The sequence below is a fragment of the Dongia sp. genome (assembly GCF_041909655.1).
Taxonomy (GTDB): domain Bacteria; phylum Pseudomonadota; class Alphaproteobacteria; order Dongiales; family Dongiaceae; genus Dongia.
Map to the genome: position 1 here is coordinate 361,134 of NZ_JAYRDA010000001.1, position 21,546 is coordinate 382,679.

A 21,546-nucleotide genomic window follows, 5' to 3' on the forward strand; every position below is an offset into this window, starting at 1 on the left:
TCAATCCGGCTGGTTCGTCACCCGGGCGGCGACCCGCTCCAGGAGGTCGCGGGCGAAGCCGTCGCTGGCACGCTCCATCTCGCGCAGGGCAGGCAGTCGGACGATGTCGTGGAAGCCGGTGAAATTGAGCATCTCCCCTTGGAGAGTCGCCGTATCGCCGCTCTCGCGCAGGCTGGTATAGAGCCGGCGCAGGGTATGCGCGACGGCATAGAGCGAGGCCACCGGATAGGCGACGCAGGCATAGCCGATATCCTCCAACTGCTCGGCGGAGAGCAGGGGGGTCTTGCCGCCTTCGACATGATTGGCCATGCAGGGCGCCGGGATTTCACTGCAGATGCGCGCCATTTCGTCGACGGTAAGCGGCGCCTCCACGAAAATGAGGTCGGCGCCCGCCTCGCGGTAGAGTTGGGCGCGCTCGATCGCCGCTTCCAGCCCCTCGATCGCCCGGGCATCGGTGCGGGCCATGATGACCAGGTCCTGATCGGTTCTGGCATCGGTTGCGGCCTTCAGCTTGGCGATCATCTCGGTCACCGGCACGACCCGTTTACCATCCATATGGCCGCAGCGTTTGGGTGCCACCTGGTCTTCGATGAAGAGCGCTGCCACCCCGGCGCGCTCATAGGCCCGCACCGTCCGGGCGGCATTGATCGCCGTCCCGTAGCCGGTATCGGCATCGGCGAGGAGGGGCAGCGACGTGGCATCGCAAAGCCGCGCGTAGTGATCGGCCATCTCGGCAAGGCCCAATTGACCGATATCCGGGGCCCCCAGCAGGGTCGCATGGGCGGCGTAACCGCCGGCGGTCAGGGCCTCAAACCCGGAAAGCTCGATGATGCGGGCGGCCAACGCATCATGGGCGCCGGGGAGAAGAAGGATTTCCGGGCGGTCGATCAATTGGCGGAATTGCGTCGTGCGGCGCATGGGACAACCCTGTTGCAGGCAGAAATCGATTAAGGTGCGGCATCATAGCCATGACGCCCGAGTCGGCTTGCCACCGGCGGTGTCGTTCCTGGCGCCCGGCCCCCAATTTTATCGATTTTGTACCCCAATGGGGTGGAACCAAAGCCGGGACAGCTATGTTAATCCCCTGCGATTGTGGCAAATTCCTGTTGAATTCTGCCGCCGGGCGCAGGACACTAGGCCCGGTTTTGCAATCCATGGGCTCAAAAGAGGGATAAATAACTATGTCGAAGAGCATTGTAACCCGCCTTGCGGCGGCAGCCCTGGTGGCCGGTAGTGTGTTGGGGACCGCCGGCTTTGCCGCCGCGCAGGACATGAACGCAATGTACAGCCAGTACCATCAGGCCATCCGTGCCGCGATCGCCTGCGAAGGCGTGTCGATGGACCCGGCGACCTGGAGCAAGGTCTCGACCTATATCGACCAGAAGATCAATTACGAGATTCCGGCTGGTGAGCGTCTGACCCTGATCGAGGCCGCGAAGACTGATACACGCGTGCTGGTCGAGAAGAAGGGCTGCGAGTCGGAAGACGTCGCCGCGCTGCTCAGCCTTTACAATTCGGAACTCGCCAGCCTCTAAGGCGCGTTCCGGCGGCCGCGAGGCCGATTGAGCTGCGAAAACCCCGTGCCCTTGGGCACGGGGTTTTTGTTTGTCGGCTGTGAGGCCGCAAGTTCCAGCAAGGCGGCAATGCCGGCTTGAATTGTTGGAGTGTCGCCGGCGCGGCCTGCCGGCGAGAGGATGAAATAGCCTTTGCCACTGGGCTTCTCGTCACCCGGCAGCTTCCGCAGACGATCCTCGGCCAGCAGCCTGTCGACGAAGGGCCGGCGGCCGATGGCGACGCCGAGGCCTTGGCACGCGGCTTCCAGGATCAAGGGGGAGCTTTCCAGGCGAATAACTTCACCGCCCCCGAATTTGTCGATCCAGGGGGCCCATTCCTCCGGATGCTGCAGGTTTTGCAGGCGTGGGATTTCCTCCAACCATCCGGCTTTCCGGGCGCGCCGTGCTAGCTCGGGTGCTGCCACCGGAAAAACCCACTCATCCATCAAGTGCTGCACCCGGCAACGCGGCCACGTGCCGGTGCCATAGCGGATCGCGATATCGATCTCGTCGCGGTCGAGGTCAACGAGGTCGCTTGAGACGAAGACCGACAGGCTCGTGCCCGGCAATCTTTCTTGTAACGCACCCAGATGCGGTATCAGCCAGTATTGCGCCAAGGCAGGGAGCACGCTGAGGCGCAATTGCGTGGTGGCACTTCCTTCAAGAGACAGCGTGGCCCTCAGGATGTCGCGATGCGCCTGTTGCACGATCTGAAGATAGGCGCGCCCGGCAGGCGTAAGCTTGATCTGGCGGTGACCCCGCACGAACAGCTCGATGCCAAGATCGCGCTCAAGTTTCCGGATCTGATGGCTGATCGCGGATTCGGTGACCTTCAATTCCAGCGCCGCGCGCTGGAAACTGGCCAGCCGCCCGGCGCATTCAAAGGCGCGGAGGGCGGCACTGCCGGGGAAAGTCACCTGGGCCAATCGCGCTCGCATGAAACCTGCTCATCTGAAATCGGGATCGAACTCGTTTGCGGCGTTTTGCGATGCGCTGTCAAGCTGGACGCCAGTAAACAACCGGATCGATAGTGCCATGAGCGAGTATCAAGTCGCTGCCACGAAGCATTTGTCGCCCATCGAAGTGACGCTGCTTTTTACCGCCTTCATCGCCTCCGCCTATGGCTTCGGCATTTATCTTTTCGCCTCTCTGGCGGCTGAAATGCGGGCTGAGCTCGGCCTTGATTACGGTACGATCGGCCTTGCCACCGGCATTGCTCAGGCGGGTTTCCTGGCGGCTTCGCTGCTCAGCGGAATCTGGGCACCGCGGCTTGGACCGGTGCGGCTCATTCTTGGGGCCGTCGCGGCCACCGCCACTTCGCTGCTGCTGATGAGCCGGCTGCCGATCGCCAATCCCACCTTGCCGCTGGTCGGCCTCCTTGCCGTCATGGGTGCTGGTGCAGCGGCGGTCTGGGTACCGATGGTAGCCATTGCGCAAAATGTCATCCCGATCCGGCATCGTGCCAAGGCGCTCGGCCTGATGTCGAGCGGGACCAGCTATGGCGTCTTCCTTAACGGTCTCATCATCCCGCCGCTGGTGAGCGACCATGGCTGGCGCAGCGTCTGGGTGGTGGTGGGTTGCCTGGCGATTCTGTTGCTGATCACCGGCTTCTGGCGGCTGCGCGGATTGGCCGATACCAATGTCACGGCCGCCAGCACCCAGCCGCAGCAGCGTCCCGACTGGCGGGATATGAAGCAGCCCCTGGCGTTGGTCATGATCGCGACGATGTTTCTCAACGGCCTTGCCTGCATGCCGTTCCAGACCTATCTGGTGCCGCTGCTGCAGGACGATCTCGGCCAGCCCGTCGCCTTTGCCAGCCGCATCTGGAGCGTCATTGGCGCCATCGGCATGGTGAGCGGCTTCCTGCTGGGAATGCTGGCCGACCGTATCTCGATCAAATGGGCGATGGTCGTGACCTATGTCTTCCTCACCGGGGCCGCAATCCTGATCCTGGCACTGGTTTGGCTGGATCTGCCGGTGGCGTTGCCGATGACGATCGCCGGGATATGTTTCGCCATGGCCTTCTACGCGATCTTTGGTCTGGTCCCGGCCTATATCAGCGCGACCTTTGCTGGCGGAAGTGCCACTCTGCTGTTCGGCTTTGGCAATATCGCGCTGGGCCTGGGTGGCCTCATCGGCAATATCGCCGGCGGCTATACCAAGGAGGCATCCGGCAGCTTTGTGCTGATTTATGGTGTGATCGCGGTCGCTGCGTTGTTGCAAATTGGGCTGGCCCTGGCGACTCCCAACGAGCGCGGGTTTACCCCGCAGCGTCGATCCTGAAACGCGCCGGACAGGAGCCACCCGGCGCCTTGGCCGGGATGGCCAGTGAAGTCCGGCCAAGCTTCCGGTTGAGACCTTCCGTGCGAAGCAAGAGACGAATCTCGCGCAACAATACCACACCGTCCTTGCGTTCGCAGATCAATCGCAACGCCTTGGCGCTGCCCCGGCCGAAATCGGCCTCGAAGCTGGCCAGCAGATCTCGGCGTGCGATCTCCCGGTCGATCGATGCCGAGACGAACTTGTTGAAGCCACTCGCGGCGAGGTCGTCGGTCCGCGCGATGGCGGCCTGAAAATAGGTCGTCTGGTCCAGGCCGGAGCAGGTGCCGTGTTTTACCCATTGATGACGCTCGAGCAGGGAGATTGTGCCCGGCATGACGCGGTTAAGATCCTGCCTCAGTGCCGCCGGCAGTGCGACCTCAGCAAGATCACGCCATTCGCTGCGGATCGCAAGGCTGCGCTGCGGCTCCGGCAGACAGTAATTGTCCTCGCCATCGATCCGGCCATTGCCGTCCCGGTCGACATTCGGCCAGAGACCATGAAGGGCAAGGTGTCGTGAGTCCCAGCGATCGGTGCTCTGCGCGCGGCATTCCGGTTTTCTCGCACTCAATTCGCAGAAGGCCGGTTGCCAGGAAAGGGCGAGGGTGAAATCGCGGGGCGCTTCATTGGCCCAGGCGGGTATCGCCCAAAAGAAAACGGCCGCCAGAAGGAAGAACATCCGGCGGCCGTTTTGCAAGCTCATGGCGGGTCCTATTTGAACTGGACCTTGGCGATCTCGTAGGATTTCGAGCCGCCGGGCGTGGTGACCTCGACCGATTCACCCACGGCCTTGTTGATGAGGGCGCGCGCCAGCGGCGCCGTCACCGCAAGTCGGCCATTGCTGATGTCAGCCTCGTCTTCGCCGACGATCTGGTAGACCGCTTCATCGTCCGTGTCCTCGTCGATCAGGGTCACGGTGGCACCGAACTTCACCTGGTCACCGGTGAGCTTCGCCACATCGATGATCTCGGCGCGCGAGATCTTGTCCTCGAGTTCCATCACCCGACCTTCGATGAAGGATTGGCGCTCACGCGCGGCATGATACTCGGCATTTTCGCTGAGATCGCCATGCTCGCGCGCTTCCGCAATGGCACGGATGACCGCCGGCCGTTCGACCGACTTCAGCTGCTTCAATTCCTCTTCCAGGCGGGCGAAACCGTCCGCCGTCATCGGCACTTTCAACATTCTCAATCCAATCCGGGCCGCGCCTGAAGGCGTCGGAACCCAAAAAAGCAAAATGACCCCTCGGGCGCCCAGCGGATTTTGTTGAGAAATCCGCCTTGCCACCCGGTGAGCCTGACTTGTCCAGTGGACCTGAGGCGTCTCGCCCCAGCTAAAACCCCTGGTAGCCGTCAACTAAAACGGCCGTTTCCGGTTCAGCTCTTAAAGTACGATTGCAGCGGCGCGACTGCAAGCTCCCCAGCGGCAAGGGCGCCGATGGCGTCCACGGCCGCCTTTGCCCCTGCCAGAGTTGTATAATAGGGAACTTGTCCCATCAAGGCCGCGCGCCGCAGAGAGAAACTGTCAGAGACAGCCTTGGTTCCGGCAACGGTATTGAAGACCAGCTTGATTTCACCCCGTTCCATCGCGTCGACGATATGGGGCGAGCCCTGGTGCACCTTGTTGATGGCGCGGACATTGAGGTTCTGGTTGCGCAGATATGCTGCAGTGCCGGGGGTGGCGCAGATGTCGAAACCCATATCCAGCAGGCACTTGGCCGCCGGGGTAATGGCGTGTTTGTCCTTGTCTTTCACCGAGATGAAGACCGTCCCGCTCTTGGGAAGATTGAGGCCGGCACCCAGCTGCGCTTTCAGGAAGGCGCGGGCGAAGTTGGAATCGAGCCCCATGACCTCGCCGGTCGAGCGCATCTCTGGCCCCAGGATGATGTCGACGCCGGGGAAACGGGCGAAGGGGAAGACCGCTTCTTTCACCGCCACATGGTGCCGCAGGCTGGTATTGAGGTCGAAGCTTGTGAGTTTCTCGCCCGCCATCACGCGCGCGGCGATCTTGGCGATGGGGAGGCCGGTCGCCTTAGCGACGAAGGGGACCGTACGGCTGGCACGCGGATTCACTTCAAGGACGTAGATATCGGCATCCTTGATCGCGAACTGGACGTTCATCAGGCCGATTACGTTGAGGCCTTTGGCGAGGGATTCAGCTTGCGTCCGCAATTCGGCGATCACCTGCAGCGGCAGGGTGTGCGGCGGGAGAGCGCAGGCGGAATCGCCGGAATGAATGCCGGCTTCCTCGATATGCTCCATGATACCGGCCACGTAGACGTCGGTACCATCAGCAATGGCGTCGACATCCACCTCGATCGCATCCTCGAGATAGGAATCGATCAGCACGGGATTGTCGCCCGAGACCTGGACGGCGGTGCGCATATAGCGCCGCAGCTGGTTGGTTTCGTGCACGATCTCCATCGCGCGGCCGCCAAGGACGTAAGAGGGGCGGATCACCACGGGATAGCCGATCTCGGCGGCGATCTTCTCGGCCTCTTCCGACGAGCGGGCGATGCCGTTCTTTGGTTGGCGCAGTTTCAGCTTGTGCAGCAATTGCTGGAAGCGTTCGCGGTCCTCGGCCAGATCGATGGCATCGGGCGAGGTGCCGAGGATGGGGATGTTCGCAGCTTCCAGGGCGGCGGCGAGCTTCAAGGGCGTCTGGCCGCCGAACTGCACGATGCAGCCCAGCAGCTTGCCTTTGCTTTGCTCAAGGCGCGCGATCTCGATCACGTCCTCGGCGGTCAGCGGTTCGAAATAGAGCCGGTCGGAGGTGTCGTAATCGGTCGACACGGTCTCCGGATTGCAATTGACCATGATGGTCTCGACACCGGCCTCCTTGAGGGCATAGGCGGCATGGACGCAGCAATAGTCGAATTCGATGCCTTGGCCGATACGGTTCGGACCGCCGCCCAGAATGATCACCTTGTTGCGGTCGCTGGGATCTGCTTCGTTCTCGGCGAGATCGACGCCGTCTCCCTCGTAGCAGGAATACATATAAGGCGTGTTGGAGGCGAACTCGCCGGCGCAGGTATCGATGCGCTTGTAGACCGGGTGGAGATCGAGGGCGAGGCGATGCTCCGTCACCTCGGCGGCCTTCTTGCCGGTCAATTGTGCCAGACGGGCGTCGGAAAAGCCCATCTTCTTCAAGCGCATGAGGCCAGGGCGCGTTTTGGGTAGGCCATTCGCCTTGATCGCAGCTTCCGTCGCAACGATGGTTTCGACCTGGCGCAGGAACCAGGGATCGAATTTCGAGGCGTCATGAATTTCTTCGACGGTGAGGCCGACGCGCATCGCCTGTGCGATGACCAGCAACCGATCGGGCGTCTGCCGGGCGAGCTGGGCGAGGATGGTTTCCTTGTCCTCGCCATCCAGCGGCACTTCGTTGAAACCGGTGAGGCCGGTTTCCATTGAGCGCAGCGCCTTCTGGATCGATTCCAGGAATGAGCGGCCGATCGCCATCGCCTCGCCCACCGATTTCATCGAGGTGGAAAGGATCGCTTCGGCGCCAGCGAATTTTTCGAAGGTGAAGCGCGGCATCTTGGTGACGACGTAATCGATGGTGGGCTCGAACGAGGCCGGCGTCACCTTGGTGATGTCGTTGGAGAGTTCGTCGAGCGTATAGCCGACCGCGAGCTTCGCCGCGATCTTGGCGATCGGGAAACCGGTCGCCTTGGAGGCCAGAGCGGAAGAGCGCGAGACGCGCGGGTTCATTTCGATGATGACCAGGCGGCCGGTTTCCGGGCTCACCGCGAATTGCACGTTGGAGCCGCCGGTATCGACGCCGATCTCGCGCAAGACCGCGATCGAGGCGTTACGCATGATCTGGTATTCTTTGTCCGAGAGCGTCAGTGCCGGGGCGACGGTGACGGAATCGCCAGTGTGGACACCCATCGGGTCGATGTTCTCGATCGAGCAGATAATGATGCAATTATCCGCCTTGTCGCGGACCACTTCCATCTCGAATTCCTTCCAGCCGAGGACCGATTCCTCGACCAGCACTTCGCCCACCGGCGAGGCCTTGAGGCCGCCTTCGATGATGCGGATGAATTCCTCGCGCGATTGGGCGATGCCGCCGCCGGTACCACCCAAGGTGAAGCTGGGGCGGATGATCGCCGGAATGCCCACATAGGCGAGGGCGTCGAGCGCTTCTTCCATGTTCGACACGAGGCGGCCCTTCGGGCTCTCAAGCCCGATCCGGTCCATCGCCTCGCGGAACAGGAAGCGATCCTCGGCCATGTCGATGGCATGCGCATTGGCGCCGATCAGTTCCACACCGAGTTCGGCGAGCTTGCCGGATTTGTGAAGCGACATCGCCGTGTTGAGCGCCGTCTGCCCGCCCATGGTGGGCAGCACCGCATCGGGACGTTCTTTCTCGATGATCTTTGCCACGACATCGGGCGTGATCGGCTCGATATAGGTTGCATCGGCGAGATCGGGATCGGTCATGATCGTCGCCGGATTGGAATTAACCAGGATGACCCGGTAGCCTTCCGCACGAAGCGCCTTGCAAGCCTGCGCGCCTGAGTAATCGAACTCGCAGGCCTGGCCGATGACGATCGGGCCGGCGCCGATGATGAGGATGGATTGGATGTCAGTGCGTTTGGGCATAATCGATCACTTCTTCTTCGCCATGTTTTCGACGAAGCGGTGGAAAAGGTAATGGCTGTCTTGCGGGCCGGGCGAGGCTTCGGGGTGATATTGGACCGAGAAGACCGGCTTCGATTTCATGGCGAGGCCCTCGACGCAATTGTCGAAGAGCGAGCGGTGGGTGACGACGACATCCGCGGGCAGGCTTTCCGCCATCACCTCGAAGCCATGATTCTGGCTGGTGATCTCGACCTTGCCGGTACCGAGGTCCTTGACCGGGTGATTGGCGCCGCGATGGCCGAGGCCCATCTTCCGGGTCTTGCCGCCCAAGGCCAAGGCCAGCATCTGGTGGCCAAGGCAGATGCCGAAGATCGGCAGATCCTGGGCGAGGAGATCCTTGATGACGGGGACGGCGTATTGTCCCGTCGCCGCCGGATCGCCCGGGCCGTTGGAGAGGAACACACCATCGGGCTTGTGCCGCAACACATCCTCGGTGCCGGCGGTCGCCGGCACTACGGTCACGTCGCAACCGGCATCGGCGAGGCAGCGGAGAATATTGTTCTTGGCGCCGTAATCGATGGCGACAACTTTGTATTTGGCGGCAGGCGCCGATTGGTAGCCACCGGCCAGGGCCCAGAGCCCGCCTTCCCAATGATAGGTCTGGCGGCAGGTGACATCCTTGGCGAGGTCCATGCCGTCAAGGCCGGGCCAGGCCTTGGCTTCGGCGACCAAGGCCGGAATGTCGAACTTGCCATCCGCCTTGTGGATGATGACACCGTTGGGGGCGCCCAGATCGCGGATGCGGCGCGTCAGCGCCCGCGTATCGACGCCGGCAATGGCAGGGAGATTGTTGGCCTTCAGCCAGGCATCGAAATGCTGCGTGGCGCGCCAGTTCGACGGCTGCGTGATGTCGAGATTGAGGATGCAGCCCCGGGCCGCGATCATCTGGGTTTCGACGTCTTCCGGATTGGCACCGACATTGCCAATATGCGGGAAGGTGAAGTTGATGATCTGCCCGGCATAGGAGGGATCGGTCATGATCTCCTGATAGCCGGTCATCGAGGTGTTGAAGCAGATCTCGCCCACGGCCTTGGCTTCGGCGCCCAATCCTCGGCCCTTCAGCACGCTGCCATCGGCGAGGACGATCAGCGCGGTCGCGATCGGCATCTCGTCGGTTGCGGGCGCGTGGGCGGATTTGGTCGCGGCGGTCATGCGCGGGCCTTTGCTGGTCTAGGGATAAAGGGGGCGGGCCAACCTGGGCAGCCGCCTTCAGCTTGAAATGCGCCGGCCGCAAGTTGGGAGTTTCTATTCCGTGACAGGCCCCGCGTCAAGCAGGCTCTCGAAAAGAATTTCAAGTATTTTCAATGGGTTGATGGCAATCAGCCGCATGGACTCGCAGGGGCGAATCCTATATGGTCCGACCTTTCCACAATCCTTCGGATCGGACAGGTGGCGGCCATGCTGCGGCAGCGGATCAATGATGATGTCAAAACGGCCATGAAAGCCAAGGACGAGGCGCTTTCGGGCCTGCGCCTGATCACGGCGGCGATCAAGGATAAGGACATCGCGGCGCGGCCCGGCAATATGAACGGCATTTCAGATGCCGAGATCATCGACATGCTGCAGAAAATGGTGCGCCAGCGCCAGGAAAGCATCGAGATGTACACCAAGGGCAACCGCCCGGAACTCGCGGCCAAGGAACAGGCCGAGATCGAGGTCATCCAGCGCTATCTGCCCAAGCAGATGGGGGAGGCCGAGACCGAGGCCGCCATCGCGGCGATCGTCACCGAGACCGGCGCCAGCTCGATCAAGGACATGGGCAAGGTCATGAGCGTCCTCAAGGAACGCTATGCCGGCCAGCTCGATTTTGCCAAGATCGGTCCCATGGTGAAGGCGAAGCTCGGCTAGAGGTCCCGCGCACATGGCGCTGCTGCCGCAATTCCTGGAGGAGCTGCGCCGTCGCGTCTCGATCTTTGACGTCGTCGGTCGCCGCGTGCGGCTCAATCGCCGCGGCCTGCAGGCGACCGGCCTTTGCCCCTTCCATAACGAGAAGAGCCCGTCCTTTCATGTCTATGAAGGGCCGGATGAACCGCATTATCACTGCTTCGGCTGCGGCGCCCATGGTGACGTCATCACCTTCGTCATGGAAACCGAAGGCATGCAGTTCCGAGACGCGGTCGAAAAGCTGGCCGGCGAAGCGGGGCTCGAAATTCCGCGCGACAACCCGGAAGCCCGAGCGCGTGCCGAGCGACAGGATACCCTGGCCGGGGTGATGGAACTCGCGGCGCGCTTCTTCGAAGCGCAATTGGGCGGCGGCGCCGGGAAGGCGGGCCTCGAATACCTGAGAGGCCGCGGACTTTCGCCCGATACCATCAAGCGCTTCCGCCTCGGTTTCTCGCCCGACGGATTCGAGGCGCTGAAATCCAAGCTCGCCAAGGAGAACATCCCGGAAGCGCTGTCGCTGGAAGCCGGCCTCCTGGTGAAGAACGAGGAAACCGGCCGCGTCTATGACCGCTTCCGCGGCCGCGTCATGTTCCCGATCATGGACCCGAAGGGCCGCGTCATCGCCTTCGGTGGCCGCACCATGGGCGACGAGAAGCCGAAATACCTCAATTCGCCGGAAACGCCGCTCTTTCATAAGGGCCGCACCCTCTACAACCTCAACCAGGCGCAAAAGCCCGCCCGCGACAAGAACGAGATCATCGTGGTCGAGGGCTATATGGATGTGATTGCGCTGGCTGAGGGTGGCTTTCCCCACGCCGTGGCACCCCTTGGCACGGCCCTGACGGAAGACCATATCCAACTCCTCTGGCGTTTTGCGCAGGAGCCGATCCTCTGTTTCGACGGCGATGCCGCCGGGCAGAAGGCGGCGGCGCGCGGCGTCGAGCGGGTTTTGCCGATCCTCAAGCCCGGCCTTTCCTTGCGTTTTGCCTATCTGCCCCAGGGTCAGGATCCGGACGACCTCATTCGCGGCCCCAGCAGCGGCGGTTCATCGGGCGGTGGCGCCGGGGCCATGCGCCAGGTTTTGGAAAAGGCGCTGCCGCTGGTCGAGGTGTTCTGGCAGGAAGTGTTGGCCGGCCGGTCGCTCGAAACCCCGGAACGGCGCAGCGGCTTCCGCCGCGATCTTCTGGGGGCCGTGGGCCGGATCGCCGACAAGGGGGTCCAGGAGGATTACCGGCGCGAGATGTTGGGGCGGCTGGATCAGACCTTCGCAGGTGCGAGACCCGGGCCGGGATCGACGAGCCGCCCCACCCAGCGCAGCCGGCAGCCCGGCCGTTTTGCCGACACCCGCCAGCCCGGCATGCCGTTCCAGCACCTCAGCCCGGGGGGCGAGGCCGCCAGGAGGGGTACCTCAGGGGTGAAACGCCTACCCTATGAGGTGCTGTTGATGGTCGTCATTAACCATCCCGATCTGCTGCACCGCCACCACGAAACTGTGGCCCTTATCGCTATTCCTGACCGTCAGCTTGACAAGCTGAAGGGGGCCTTGTTAGACCTCGCCACCCGGCATCCGGACCTTGACGCCAACGACTTCAAGAACCATTTGATGGACTTAGGTTTCTCTGGCGCGATCGAGACCTTGGTCCGGCATACCGGAACGATCAGATTCGCCCTTCCGTCGGCCGGGCTTTCCCAGGCCGAGGCGGGGCTTTTGCATGTTATGGCCATCCTGCGCGAGACCGAGATCGAGGTTGAGCTGACAGCGGCGGCGCGGGCGCTGGAGGAGGACATGTCCCAGGACAACCTGGATCGCTTTCAGGCCGCCCAGCAACAGAAGCTGGAAGCCGAGAGCCGGCGCCGGGACCTAGACCTCGCCGAATTCGATCCCTTGTTCAAGACATGAACAACGATTTCGACTGATACTGCGTGGCGCGATTGAGACGCCCCGATGGAATGACGACGCTCAAAGAGCCCAGGTGAAGATAGATGGCAACCAAACCGACCGCGAAGCCCCAAGCCGATTCAGCCAAGCCCAAGGAGGAGACTGCCGAGGGTCCTTTGATGGACGGCATGAACGCCGCCGTCCGCAAGATGCTGGCGAAGGCGAAGGAGCGCGGCTACGTCACCGTCGATGAATTGAACGCCGTCCTGCCGCAGGAGCAGATGTCCTCCGAGCAGATCGAGGACACGCTGGCGCTCCTCAATGACATGGGGATCAATGTCGTCGAGAACGACGACAGCGAGGAAAGCGAAGACGAGCCCCGTGCCGAGGCTGAGGAAGCCGAGGAAGACGGCAAGCCGGCCGGCAATCTCAACGACAGCGAAGTGGGCCGCACCGATGACCCGGTGCGCATGTATCTGCGTGAAATGGGCTCGGTCGAGTTGCTCTCGCGCGAAGGCGAAATCGCCATCGCCAAGCGCATCGAGGCCGGCCGCGACATGATGATCGGGGGTATCGGCGAAAGCCCGATGACCCAGCGCAGCATCGTCGAATGGCGCGACAAGCTGAAGGCCGGTGAGTTGCTGTTGCGTGACATCATCGATCTCGATGCCAGCATGCCGAGCGTGCCGGGCACCGAAGAAGAGATGATGCGCGAGAACGAGGCGGATCTCGGCGAGGACAAGGAACCCGAGGCGGAAGCCGAGGTCGAAGAAGAGAAGGAAAAGAAGGAAGGCGAAGGCGCCCCCGCCCAGGATGGCGAGGAGGCCGAGGAAGCGGCCGTGTCGCTGGCCTCCATGGAACTGCAATTGATGCCGCAGGTCCTCGAGACCTTCGACAAGATCGCCGCCCTCCACAAGAAAATCGAAAAGGCCCAATCGAAGCGCCTGGAAACCATTCTCGCCGGTGAAGAGCTCAATCCGCGCTCGGAAAAGGCCTATGAGAAGCTCAAGGCCGAGATGGTCGAGCTCATGTACACCGTGCGCCTCAACAACAACCGCATCGAGGCGCTGGTCGATGCGCTCTACGGCCTTAACCGCCGCCTGATGGGTCTCGAAGGCCAGTTGCTGCGCCTCACCATGAAGGCCGGCGTGAAGCGCGAGGAGTTCCTGCAGAAGTATTACGGTGCGGAACTCGATCCGAAATGGACCGCGCGCGTCGGCAAGCTCGCCGGCAAGGGCTGGAAGAAGTTCGCGACCGATCACAAGGACGACGCCAAGCAGATCCGCGGTCAGATCGCCGAAATCTCGCAGATCGTCAATCTGCCGATCGGCGATTTCCGCCGCATCGTCAACACGGTACAGAAGGGCGAGCGCGAAGCTTCGCGCGCGAAGAAGGAGATGGTGGAAGCCAACCTCCGCCTCGTCATCTCGATCGCCAAGAAATACACCAATCGCGGCCTGCAATTCCTCGATCTAATCCAGGAAGGCAATATCGGCCTGATGAAGGCGGTCGATAAGTTCGAATATCGCCGCGGCTACAAATTCTCGACCTATGCCACCTGGTGGATCCGGCAGGCGATCACCCGTTCGATCGCCGATCAGGCCCGCACCATCCGCATCCCGGTGCACATGATCGAGACGATCAACAAGCTGGTTCGCACCAGCCGCCAGATGCTCCATGAAATCGGCCGCGAGCCGACGCCGGAGGAATTGGCGGAAAAGCTGCTGATGCCGCTCGAAAAAGTGCGCAAAGTGCTGAAGATCGCCAAGGAACCGATCAGCCTCGAGACGCCGATCGGCGACGAGGAGGATTCACATCTTGGCGATTTCATCGAGGACAAGAACGCGGTCCTGCCGCTGGATGCCGCCATTCAGGCCAATCTGCGCGAAACCACGACCCGCGTGCTCGCCACACTGACGGCCCGCGAAGAGCGTGTGCTCAGGATGCGCTTCGGCATCGGCATGAACACCGACCACACGCTCGAGGAAGTCGGCCAGCAATTCTCGGTCACCCGCGAACGCATCCGTCAGATCGAGGCCAAGGCGCTCAGGAAGCTGAAGCATCCCAGCCGCTCGCGGAAGCTGCGGAGCTTCCTCGATACGTAAGGGGAGGAGCGGCGGCAAGCCGCTTCGGGGGCCCGTAGTTCAGCGGTTAGAACGCGCCGCTCATAACGGTGTTGTCGGGGGTTCGAGTCCCTCCGGGCCCACCATTCTCCTCACGCCCCGTCCTGCGGCATGTCGTCGGGCTTTGATCTGAGCGGCGTGTCCGGCCTGGTGAGGATGAAGGTCGCCACCGCGACCAGCACGGCGCCTTGCGCGACAAGCACCCAGAGCGGCAGGCGCATCGCCAGGCTGAGGCCGAAGGCGCCGATCATCAAGAAAAGTGCAATCCGTTTGGTACGCCGGTCGATGCTGCCATAGCGGCGCCAGTTTTCGATCATGGGGCCGAAGGTTTGATGTGCCTGGATCCAGGCATCGAGGCGCGGCGACGAGCGCGCGAAGCTATAGGCAGCCAGAAGAATAAAGGGTGTTGTCGGCACCAGGGGCAGGACGATCCCGGCAATGCCGCAGAGCAGCGACGTAAGCCCCAGAAGCAGCCAAAGGGGGCGCGTCATGGCTGATCATTCCCGTCGATAGCGGTCATGCGGCGATTTCGGTGGCGGGTAGCTAGGCGTTGGATATTGTTCATGCAGAGATATTCTACGCAGCCATATCTCCCAAGGGAAAGTTTCGATGCCCAGTCTCGCTGATTTCCCCATCACCAAGCGCTGGCCGGCAAAATATCCGAACCGGCTGCAGCTCTATTCGCTGCCCACGCCCAATGGGGTGAAGGTCTCGATCATGCTGGAGGAGATCGGCTTGCCTTACGAGCCGCATCTCGTGGACATCACCAAGGACGAGAGCTGGCTCCCGGAATTCCTGTCGCTCAATCCCAACGGCAAGATCCCGGCGATCATCGATCCCGACGGGCCGGGCGGGAAGCCACTGGGGCTTTTTGAATCGGGCGCCATCCTCCAATACCTTGCCGAGAAGACGGGGAAGCTTCTCTCTACCGATCCTCATATGCGCTATGAGACGATCCAGTGGGTCTATTTCCAGATGGCGGCGATCGGTCCGATCTTCGGCCAGGTCGGATTCTTTCACAAATTCGCCGGCAGAGAATACGAGGACAAGCGGCCGTTGCAGCGTTACGCAACGGAATCAAAGCGTTTGCTGGGGGTGCTGGAAGCGCGGCTCGAGGGCCGCGACTGGATCATGGGCCATGAGTTCAGCATCGCCGATATTGCGAGCCTCGGCTGGGTACGCAATCTCGTCGGGTTTTATGATGCCGGATCCCTGGTCGAATACGACAAGCTCCGCCGAGTGCCGGCCTGGCTGGAGCGCGGCCTCGCCCGGCCGGCAGTCCAGCGCGGCCTCGGCATACCAGCCCGCCCGGCGTGAATGTGATCAGGTTTTGCTGATCTTCTCGGCGCTGAGCGGCGTCGAAAGATAGCAGCCGAATTCCCTGGGGAAGTCGGCGCCGACCCTGGCATGCACCTTTCCCTGGCGGCCGAAGCAATCAAGACTGTCGACCACCGGGCAGAGGGCTTCGTGCCAAACACCCGGATGGATGTAGAGGCCCTGGCCGCCATCGAACCAGAAACCGACGAAGCTTTCCGGCGTGATGTCGTCGCCGGGTAGCGCCAGGGTCGTGACGAAAGGGCCGGGCTGCAGCGGAAAGAAAAGCTGGCCGCCATCGGGATGATAATTCGCTCGCCACATCAGCCATTCCTCGCGCGGCGCGTTGGTATCGTCTTCGCGCGCCAGCGAGGGCTGCGTCGACCAGCCCAGGACATAGTGATCGTCGACCGCATCGTTGCGGGCGCGCAACACGCTGCCGCGCCAGCGGAAAGTGAAGGGGCCTTCGGTAGTGCCACCCTGATCGCCGGTGCCGGGCTCGACCTGGCGCCAGCCCAGGGACGGCCAGCGCACGATCTCGACCTTATGGGCATCGGGATGGTCGAGGATGATTCCGAAGCCCTTGAGGTTCTCCGGCGTGGCGCGGAGCAACGGCACGCGATGAACCGGGAGATCCGGCATGACACGCGCTTCGGGGCGCAAATTCGGGGTGGGGGCTTGTATGTTCATGGCGGCACCTGCGTACTGGTTGTTGGCCCAGCTTGCCGTCGACCCAAGCTATAAATCCAATTTATTCCAGTATCAGATTCATACTAAAAAACTTATACTGACATCATGCGCTACAGCCAGTTGCGAGCCTTCGATGCGGTAGCCCGCTGCCTCAGTTTTTCACGAGCGGCGGAGGTTCTGGGCGTCACCCAGCCCGCCGTCTCGCTGCAGGTGGCGGCACTTGAGCGCAGCTATCGCACCGATCTCCTGGCCCGTCATGGCGCCCGCATCAGCCTGACCGGCGATGGCGAGGCGCTGTTCGTGCTGACGCGCCAGATGTTCAGCGCGGAAGCCGAAATCGAGGATTTTCTGACCTCGTCGGAGAAATTGCAGCGCGGCCATCTGCGTTTCGGTGCCGACGGGCCACATATTGCACTCGATCTGGTGGCGGCCTACCGCGCCAAATATCCGGCAATCACGCTGGAATTGGTATTGGGCAATGCCACCCAGACCTGGAACGCCGTGCTGCAATCGGTCGTCGATATTGCGGTCCTTGCCAATCCGCCCGAGGATCCGCGCCTCGGCTATCTGCCGCTCGCCGCCCAGAACATGATGCTGCTGGTCCCGCGTGAACATGCTTTCGCACGCCGCAAGGAGATCGGTCTCGCAGAAATCGGCAATGCGCCCGTGATTTTCCGCGAACACGATTCCAACACTCAGCGCACCCTGGAAGCCAAATTGCGCAAACTGGAGCTCACCTTGCGCCCGGTCCTGATCGTCGGCAGCCGCGAGGCGATGGTGGAGGCGGTCTCGCGGCAGATCGGCCTCGGTTTCATCTTCTCGCGCGAGAAGAATGAGGATCCGCGCAGCATCGCCATTCCGATCCGCGACCTCAAATCCTCCAGCAAGAACATGCTGGTCTATCTGAAGCCGCGCCGCCGCCGCCGCACGGTGGCGGCCCTGCTGGAGATCGCCGGCAAGATGCGGCGCTAAAAGAAGCTCCGTAGCCTGTCCCTGGCCAAGGGGTCTTCGCCCGCATGGCCGGGTAGGCCGAGGTCGCGCAGCATGTGGCTCGAAAGGGCATTCGCGTCCAGCCGATCGCTGTAGGTGAGGCGGCGCCAGGCGCGGCCGAGAAGACGCCAGAGCGAAAGCGGCAAGCCGGGCGCGGGATGGGGGCAATCCATGGCCTTGTTCATGGCAATCTCCAGGTAGCTCAAGGCCTAGCTGGCCTTATGCGATGACCCAAAAATGCGCTGGACAAAGCCTAAATTCAAATCGATCCTCAGGGGTAATCCATTAACTGGACTTATGGATAGATTGTGCTGAAACTACCTCCACTCGCTGCGATCCGCGCTTTTGAGGCGGCCGCCCGCCATGGCAGCTTCACCGCCGCCGCTGCCGAACTCGGCATGACCCAGGCCGCGGTGAGCTACCAGATCAAGCAATTGGAGGACCGGGTCGGTCAGCCGCTGTTCCTGCGCGGGAAGCGCAAGGTGACGTTATCGGAAGCGGGCCAGCGCTTGGCGCCGGCGGTCAGCGAAGCCTTTCAACGTCTGAGCCTGGCTTTTGGTGCGCTCAGGGAAAGCCAGGACGGCGTTCTGTCGGTCACTGTCGTCAATACTTTTGGCACCAATTGGCTGGTGCCGCGTCTTGGCACTTTTCAGATGGCGCATCCCGACATCGCCGTGAGGCTCGATACCTCGGCGCGCATCGTCGATTTTGCGCATGAGGATGTGGATGTCGGCATCCGCGCCGGCAAGGGGCCCTGGCCAGGCCTCAAGATGCATTGGTTGATGCCGGTCGAGTTCGCCGTGTTTGCCAGTCCTGATCTGATGGCGGGGCGAAGCTCGGTTATTGACGCTGCCGATCTCCTGAGCTGGCCGCTGCTCGATTGGACCGACGATGCGTGGCGTCACTGGTTTACCAGCGTCGGCATCCAGGATCCGCAACATATCCCGATCCGCAACATTCAGGTTCAGACGCAGCAATTGCTGGGCAGCGCCGCTCTGGCCGGGCAAGGGGTCGCCCTGCTGACGCCAGCCTTTTTCCGCAGTGAAATCGCGAGCGGTCGCCTCATCCAGGTGCATCCACACGTGGCGCGCCATGAGATCGACTATTGGCTGGTGTATCCGCAAGAACGTCAGAACACGAGGAAGATCCGCGCCTTCCGCGACTGGCTGCTGGCGGAGGTAGAGAAAGTCTGTGGCGTTTCCGTCTAGCGCAAGGCGGCCTTGATCGCCCGGGTGGCCTGGCGGATGCGCTGTTCGTTTTCGACCAGCGCAAAGCGGACATGGTCGTCGCCATATTCGCCGAAGCCGATGCCGGGTGCCACCGCGACGCCCGCTTTCTCGATGAGGAGCTTGGAGAATTCCAGCGAGCCCATATCGCGGAAGCGTTCCGGAATCGGCGCCCAGGCAAACATCGACGCAGAAGGCGCCTTCACCGGCCAGCCGGCGGCGTTCAATCCCTCGATCAGCACGTCGCGGCGAGCCTTGTAACGCGCGCGCATCTCGGCCACGCAATCCTGCGGGCCGTTGAGCGCTGCCGTGGCCGCCACCTGGATCGGCGTGAAGGCGCCGTAATCGAGATAGGATTTGACGCGGGTGAGGGCTGTGATCAGGCGCTGGTTGCCGACGCAGAACCCGATGCGCCAGCCTGGCATGGAATAGGTCTTGCTGAGGGAACTGAATTCGACCGCGATCTCTTTTGCCCCGGGCACTTGCAGAATGGAAGGCGGCGGCAGCCCATCGAAATAGACCTCGGCATAGGCGATGTCGGAGATGATGAAGATCTCGTGCCGGCGGCAGAAATCCACCACCTCGCGGTAGAAGTCGAGATCGGCCACCTCCGCCGTCGGGTTGCTGGGATAGTTGACAATGACGGCCAAAGGCTTCGGCACGGAATGCCGCACGGCGCGATCCATCGCCACCATGAAATCAGGGCCTGGCTGGAAGGGGATCGAGCGGATCGAAGCGCCGGCGATGATGAAGCCGAAAGCGTGGATGGGATAGGAGGGGTTAGGGGCCAGGATCACGTCGCCGGGACTGGTGATCGCCTGGGCGAGATTGGCAAGCCCTTCCTTCGAGCCCAAAGTCACGATCGCCTCGCGTTCCGGATCGATCTCGACGCCGAAGCGACGCGCATAATAGGCGGCCAGCGCCTTGCGCAAACCCGGAATACCGCGCGAGTTCGAATAGCGATGCGCGCGCGGATCGTTGAGCGTCTCGACCAGCTTGTCGCTGACATGTTTGGGCGGCGGCTGGTCCGGGTTACCCATGCCGAAATCGATGATGTCGCGACCGGCGGCGCGGGCCTCGGCTTTTAGCTTGTTGACGACGGCGAAGACATAGGGCGGCAGGCGCTTGGTGCGGTGGAAATCGGCATCCATCGTCGAACGGGTCTTTCTGCGGCGAAGAAATCGGATGCGCAAGCTCGCGCCGATTGTGCCGCCTGTCAATCACGCCTTTCGGATCGCCATTACTGTTCAATTGTTCAGGATTGAGGCGCGCTGCGGCCGCTATTCCGGGGCCTGATCCCGCATGAGACCGCGGGTCGCCGCTTGCGGCACCGTCACCATGTTGGGTGTCCGCTGCCGACGACGCGACTTCACCGGCTTGGCGCCATAAACCTGCTTGGTGGCTTCGATCAGGATGGCACCGGCAAAGCCCGGCAGCCAGGTGCGCGCAAGGCGCTCCCAGCCGGGGGCCGCCTTCAGCCAGGACCGGTTGCGATAGGGCAGGAAATAGAGGCCGCTCATGGTCCTGAGCGGGGTGAAGGAATGGCTGCGCAAGAGGCGCGAGACCTGGCCGGCGGAATAGGGCTGGCCGAAGCCGAAGGGAGTCCGCTCCACCTGAGCCCAGAGGCTGCGCCGATTGGGAACGACCAGCAACAGTCGGCCGCCACCTGAGAGCACGCGCCAGGCCTCGCGCAGCATGTCGCCGGGATGGTCTGATCCCTCGAGCGCGTGCACCATCAGGATGCGATCAACCGCGAAATCCTGCAGTGGCAATTCGGTTTCATCCGCGAGTGCGGTGAGATTGGGCTCGCCATGGGGCCAATGCACGACACCCTGGCCCGCCGGCATGATGGCGAAGACGCGTTCGGCCTCGTTCTTGAACTGGCGCAGATAGGGCGTTGCGAAACCGAGGCCGAGCACCGATTGGCCGGTGACGTCGGGCCACATTTCCCGGATGCGCTGGCGCAACAGCTGGCGCGTTACGCCCCCCAGCGGCGTCTGGTAGAAATCCCGCAGATCGACGACGTCCTGAAACACCTGGGCAGCTTCTCCCGAAAGGCTACTAGCGGTTTGATTATGGCATATCCGCTGCTATCGTCAGCAGGTCAATTGCCAGGAATGCGACAGAATGCTGAATGATCGCTCCCAGCCACCTCTGGAAATCGTGGTTTTTCCGATGCTCTCGGACAATTACGGCTTCCTCCTGCACGATCCCGCCAGCGGCGATACCGCGGTGGTCGATCCCGCCGAGGCGGAGGTGACCCTGGCAGCCTGTTCCGTGCATGGCTGGCGTCTCACGCATATTCTCAACACCCATCATCACGGCGACCATGTCGGCGGCAATCTGGCCCTCAAAGCCAAAACCAATTGTACCATAATCGGGCCAGCTTATGACCGCGACCGTATACCGGGTATCGACGTGGCGGTGGACGAGGCAAGCGGTGCCGATTTCGGCGGCCGCCATGCGCAGGTCTTCTTTGTCCCCGGCCATACGCGCGGCCACATCGCCTATTGGTTCGCGGCGGACAAGGCGCTCTTTTGCGGCGACACGCTGTTTTCCCTGGGATGTGGCCGATTGTTCGAAGGCACGCCGCAACAGATGTGGTCGTCGCTCCTGAAATTGCGCGCGCTGCCGGACGATACCAGGGTCTATTGCGCTCACGAATACACGCAATCCAACGCGCGCTTCGCCCTTGCCGCGGAGCCGGAGAATGCTGCCTTGCGCAGTCAGGCGGAGAAGGTAGCCAAAGCGCGATCGGCTGGCGCCTTCACGATTCCCTCCGATATCGGCACCGAGAAGGCATGCAATCCGTTTCTGCGAGCCGATCAATCAGATTTGCGACGACGCTTCGGTTCGGTCGATGCTTCTGATGCAGATGTGCTGGGTGCGATCCGTGCCGCGAAGGATCGCTTCTAGATA

General features: G+C 62.3%; 20 protein-coding genes and 1 tRNA gene. 10 read left to right on the forward strand and 11 right to left on the reverse strand.

The features are described 5' to 3' along the window. Positions 1-918 carry an oxaloacetate decarboxylase gene (locus tag ACE3PR_RS01560; protein WP_374367406.1) on the reverse strand — a complete coding sequence of 306 codons (918 nt, stop codon included), beginning with the start codon at positions 916-918 and terminating at the stop codon, positions 1-3. Positions 919-1,181: 263 nt separating this feature from the next. Here ACE3PR_RS01560 and ACE3PR_RS01565 point away from each other — a divergent pair, with 263 nt between their 5' ends. Continuing rightward, complete coding sequence (locus ACE3PR_RS01565) at positions 1,182-1,535, forward strand: hypothetical protein (protein WP_374367409.1); 354 nt, start codon at positions 1,182-1,184, stop codon at positions 1,533-1,535. Here the strand turns inward: ACE3PR_RS01565 and ACE3PR_RS01570 are convergent. After that, entirely contained in the window at positions 1,532-2,491 is a 960-nt protein-coding gene (locus ACE3PR_RS01570) for a LysR substrate-binding domain-containing protein (protein ID WP_374367411.1), read from the reverse strand. The genes ACE3PR_RS01565 and ACE3PR_RS01570 overlap by 4 nt on opposite strands. Positions 2,492-2,588: 97 nt before the next feature. On the opposite strand from ACE3PR_RS01570, the gene ACE3PR_RS01575 reads away from it, so the two are divergent. Then, complete coding sequence (locus ACE3PR_RS01575) at positions 2,589-3,836, forward strand: nitrate/nitrite transporter (RefSeq protein ID WP_374367414.1); 1,248 nt, start codon at positions 2,589-2,591, stop codon at positions 3,834-3,836. On the opposite strand, the gene ACE3PR_RS01580 is transcribed toward ACE3PR_RS01575, so the two are convergent. The 4 genes from ACE3PR_RS01580 to carA all read right to left on the reverse strand — a co-directional run bounded on the left by ACE3PR_RS01580 (position 3,814) and on the right by carA (position 9,673). Further along, the gene (locus ACE3PR_RS01580; protein WP_374367417.1) at positions 3,814-4,575 is read right to left on the reverse strand and encodes a hypothetical protein; all 762 of its coding nucleotides are present in this window, start codon (positions 4,573-4,575) and stop codon (positions 3,814-3,816) included. The two genes, ACE3PR_RS01575 and ACE3PR_RS01580, sit on opposite strands and share 23 nt — an antisense overlap. An 8-nt stretch (positions 4,576-4,583) precedes the next feature. Continuing rightward, the gene (gene greA / locus ACE3PR_RS01585) at positions 4,584-5,057 is read right to left on the reverse strand and encodes a transcription elongation factor GreA (protein WP_374367419.1); all 474 of its coding nucleotides are present in this window, start codon (positions 5,055-5,057) and stop codon (positions 4,584-4,586) included. A gap of 191 nt (positions 5,058-5,248) precedes the next feature. Next, positions 5,249-8,482, reverse strand: a complete 3,234-nt coding sequence (gene carB / locus ACE3PR_RS01590) for a carbamoyl-phosphate synthase large subunit (RefSeq protein WP_374367422.1) — start codon at positions 8,480-8,482, stop codon at positions 5,249-5,251. A gap of 6 nt (positions 8,483-8,488) precedes the next feature. Continuing rightward, entirely contained in the window at positions 8,489-9,673 is a 1,185-nt protein-coding gene (gene carA / locus ACE3PR_RS01595; RefSeq protein ID WP_374367425.1) for a glutamine-hydrolyzing carbamoyl-phosphate synthase small subunit, read from the reverse strand. A 246-nt stretch (positions 9,674-9,919) separates the two neighbouring features. Here carA and ACE3PR_RS01600 point away from each other — a divergent pair, with 246 nt between their 5' ends. The 4 genes from ACE3PR_RS01600 (at position 9,920) to ACE3PR_RS01615 (ending at position 14,493) form a co-directional block, all read left to right on the forward strand. Continuing rightward, positions 9,920-10,369 carry a GatB/YqeY domain-containing protein gene (locus ACE3PR_RS01600; protein WP_374368067.1) on the forward strand — a complete coding sequence of 150 codons (450 nt, stop codon included), beginning with the start codon at positions 9,920-9,922 and terminating at the stop codon, positions 10,367-10,369. Positions 10,370-10,382: 13 nt separating this feature from the next. Further along, on the forward strand, positions 10,383-12,305 hold the full coding sequence (gene dnaG, locus ACE3PR_RS01605) for a DNA primase (protein WP_374367428.1): 1,923 nt from the start codon (positions 10,383-10,385) through the stop codon (positions 12,303-12,305). 83 nt (positions 12,306-12,388) lie between these two features. Further along, positions 12,389-14,389, forward strand: a complete 2,001-nt coding sequence (gene rpoD / locus ACE3PR_RS01610) for an RNA polymerase sigma factor RpoD (RefSeq protein ID WP_374367431.1) — start codon at positions 12,389-12,391, stop codon at positions 14,387-14,389. A 28-nt stretch (positions 14,390-14,417) separates the two neighbouring features. Beyond that, a tRNA-Met gene (locus ACE3PR_RS01615) sits at positions 14,418-14,493 on the forward strand. Between the two features lie 6 nt (positions 14,494-14,499). Here ACE3PR_RS01615 and ACE3PR_RS01620 read toward each other — a convergent pair. After that, positions 14,500-14,898 (reverse strand): YbaN family protein, encoded by a 399-nt coding sequence (locus ACE3PR_RS01620; protein ID WP_374367434.1) that lies wholly within the window; start codon positions 14,896-14,898, stop codon positions 14,500-14,502. Positions 14,899-15,016: 118 nt separating this feature from the next. Between ACE3PR_RS01620 and ACE3PR_RS01625 the strand changes: the two genes are divergently transcribed. Next, positions 15,017-15,724 (forward strand): glutathione S-transferase N-terminal domain-containing protein, encoded by a 708-nt coding sequence (locus ACE3PR_RS01625; protein ID WP_374367437.1) that lies wholly within the window; start codon positions 15,017-15,019, stop codon positions 15,722-15,724. Positions 15,725-15,730: 6 nt separating this feature from the next. Here ACE3PR_RS01625 and ACE3PR_RS01630 read toward each other — a convergent pair whose 3' ends face one another. Beyond that, the gene (locus ACE3PR_RS01630) at positions 15,731-16,411 is read right to left on the reverse strand and encodes an ureidoglycolate lyase (protein WP_374367440.1); all 681 of its coding nucleotides are present in this window, start codon (positions 16,409-16,411) and stop codon (positions 15,731-15,733) included. Positions 16,412-16,516: 105 nt separating this feature from the next. On the opposite strand from ACE3PR_RS01630, the gene ACE3PR_RS01635 reads away from it, so the two are divergent. Next, on the forward strand, positions 16,517-17,383 hold the full coding sequence (locus tag ACE3PR_RS01635) for a LysR substrate-binding domain-containing protein (protein WP_374367443.1): 867 nt from the start codon (positions 16,517-16,519) through the stop codon (positions 17,381-17,383). Here ACE3PR_RS01635 and ACE3PR_RS01640 read toward each other — a convergent pair. Next, positions 17,380-17,586 carry a hypothetical protein gene (locus ACE3PR_RS01640; RefSeq protein ID WP_374367446.1) on the reverse strand — a complete coding sequence of 69 codons (207 nt, stop codon included), beginning with the start codon at positions 17,584-17,586 and terminating at the stop codon, positions 17,380-17,382. The two genes, ACE3PR_RS01635 and ACE3PR_RS01640, sit on opposite strands and share 4 nt — an antisense overlap. A 123-nt stretch (positions 17,587-17,709) precedes the next feature. Here ACE3PR_RS01640 and gcvA point away from each other — a divergent pair, with 123 nt between their 5' ends. Further along, positions 17,710-18,609, forward strand: coding sequence for a transcriptional regulator GcvA (gcvA, locus tag ACE3PR_RS01645; RefSeq protein ID WP_374367449.1), 900 nt, complete (start codon positions 17,710-17,712; stop codon positions 18,607-18,609). Here the strand turns inward: gcvA and ACE3PR_RS01650 are convergent. Together ACE3PR_RS01650 and ACE3PR_RS01655 are read right to left on the reverse strand one after the other, a co-directional pair. Then, on the reverse strand, positions 18,606-19,778 hold the full coding sequence (locus ACE3PR_RS01650) for an LL-diaminopimelate aminotransferase (RefSeq protein ID WP_374367451.1): 1,173 nt from the start codon (positions 19,776-19,778) through the stop codon (positions 18,606-18,608). The two genes, gcvA and ACE3PR_RS01650, sit on opposite strands and share 4 nt — an antisense overlap. Before the next feature lie 129 nt (positions 19,779-19,907). Then, positions 19,908-20,663: a class I SAM-dependent methyltransferase gene (locus ACE3PR_RS01655; protein ID WP_374367453.1), complete on the reverse strand. Its 756-nt coding sequence runs from the start codon at positions 20,661-20,663 to the stop codon at positions 19,908-19,910. Between the two features lie 91 nt (positions 20,664-20,754). On the opposite strand from ACE3PR_RS01655, the gene gloB reads away from it, so the two are divergent. Further along, complete coding sequence (gene gloB, locus ACE3PR_RS01660; RefSeq protein ID WP_374367456.1) at positions 20,755-21,543, forward strand: hydroxyacylglutathione hydrolase; 789 nt, start codon at positions 20,755-20,757, stop codon at positions 21,541-21,543. The last annotated feature ends 3 nt before the right edge of the window (positions 21,544-21,546 follow it).

Bases quoted from the DNA above. Each gene is read 5' to 3' on its own strand.
- ACE3PR_RS01560 (WP_374367406.1), bottom strand. From the start codon at position 918: ATGCGCCGCACGACGCAATTCCGCCAATTGATCGACCGCCCGGAAATC.
- ACE3PR_RS01630 (WP_374367440.1), bottom strand. From the start codon at position 16,411: ATGAACATACAAGCCCCCACCCCGAATTTGCGCCCCGAAGCGCGTGTC.
- dnaG (WP_374367428.1), top strand. From the start codon at position 10,383: ATGGCGCTGCTGCCGCAATTCCTGGAGGAGCTGCGCCGTCGCGTCTCG.
- ACE3PR_RS01625 (WP_374367437.1), top strand. From the start codon at position 15,017: ATGCCCAGTCTCGCTGATTTCCCCATCACCAAGCGCTGGCCGGCAAAA.
- greA (WP_374367419.1), bottom strand. From the start codon at position 5,057: ATGTTGAAAGTGCCGATGACGGCGGACGGTTTCGCCCGCCTGGAAGAG.
- gloB (WP_374367456.1), top strand. From the start codon at position 20,755: ATGCTGAATGATCGCTCCCAGCCACCTCTGGAAATCGTGGTTTTTCCG.
- ACE3PR_RS01570 (WP_374367411.1), bottom strand. From the start codon at position 2,491: ATGCGAGCGCGATTGGCCCAGGTGACTTTCCCCGGCAGTGCCGCCCTC.
- ACE3PR_RS01580 (WP_374367417.1), bottom strand. From the start codon at position 4,575: ATGAGCTTGCAAAACGGCCGCCGGATGTTCTTCCTTCTGGCGGCCGTT.
- ACE3PR_RS01650 (WP_374367451.1), bottom strand. From the start codon at position 19,778: ATGGATGCCGATTTCCACCGCACCAAGCGCCTGCCGCCCTATGTCTTC.
- rpoD (WP_374367431.1), top strand. From the start codon at position 12,389: ATGGCAACCAAACCGACCGCGAAGCCCCAAGCCGATTCAGCCAAGCCC.
- ACE3PR_RS01640 (WP_374367446.1), bottom strand. From the start codon at position 17,586: ATGAACAAGGCCATGGATTGCCCCCATCCCGCGCCCGGCTTGCCGCTT.
- carA (WP_374367425.1), bottom strand. From the start codon at position 9,673: ATGACCGCCGCGACCAAATCCGCCCACGCGCCCGCAACCGACGAGATG.
- carB (WP_374367422.1), bottom strand. From the start codon at position 8,482: ATGCCCAAACGCACTGACATCCAATCCATCCTCATCATCGGCGCCGGC.
- ACE3PR_RS01600 (WP_374368067.1), top strand. From the start codon at position 9,920: ATGCTGCGGCAGCGGATCAATGATGATGTCAAAACGGCCATGAAAGCC.
- ACE3PR_RS01565 (WP_374367409.1), top strand. From the start codon at position 1,182: ATGTCGAAGAGCATTGTAACCCGCCTTGCGGCGGCAGCCCTGGTGGCC.
- ACE3PR_RS01575 (WP_374367414.1), top strand. From the start codon at position 2,589: ATGAGCGAGTATCAAGTCGCTGCCACGAAGCATTTGTCGCCCATCGAA.
- ACE3PR_RS01620 (WP_374367434.1), bottom strand. From the start codon at position 14,898: ATGACGCGCCCCCTTTGGCTGCTTCTGGGGCTTACGTCGCTGCTCTGC.
- ACE3PR_RS01635 (WP_374367443.1), top strand. From the start codon at position 16,517: ATGCGCTACAGCCAGTTGCGAGCCTTCGATGCGGTAGCCCGCTGCCTC.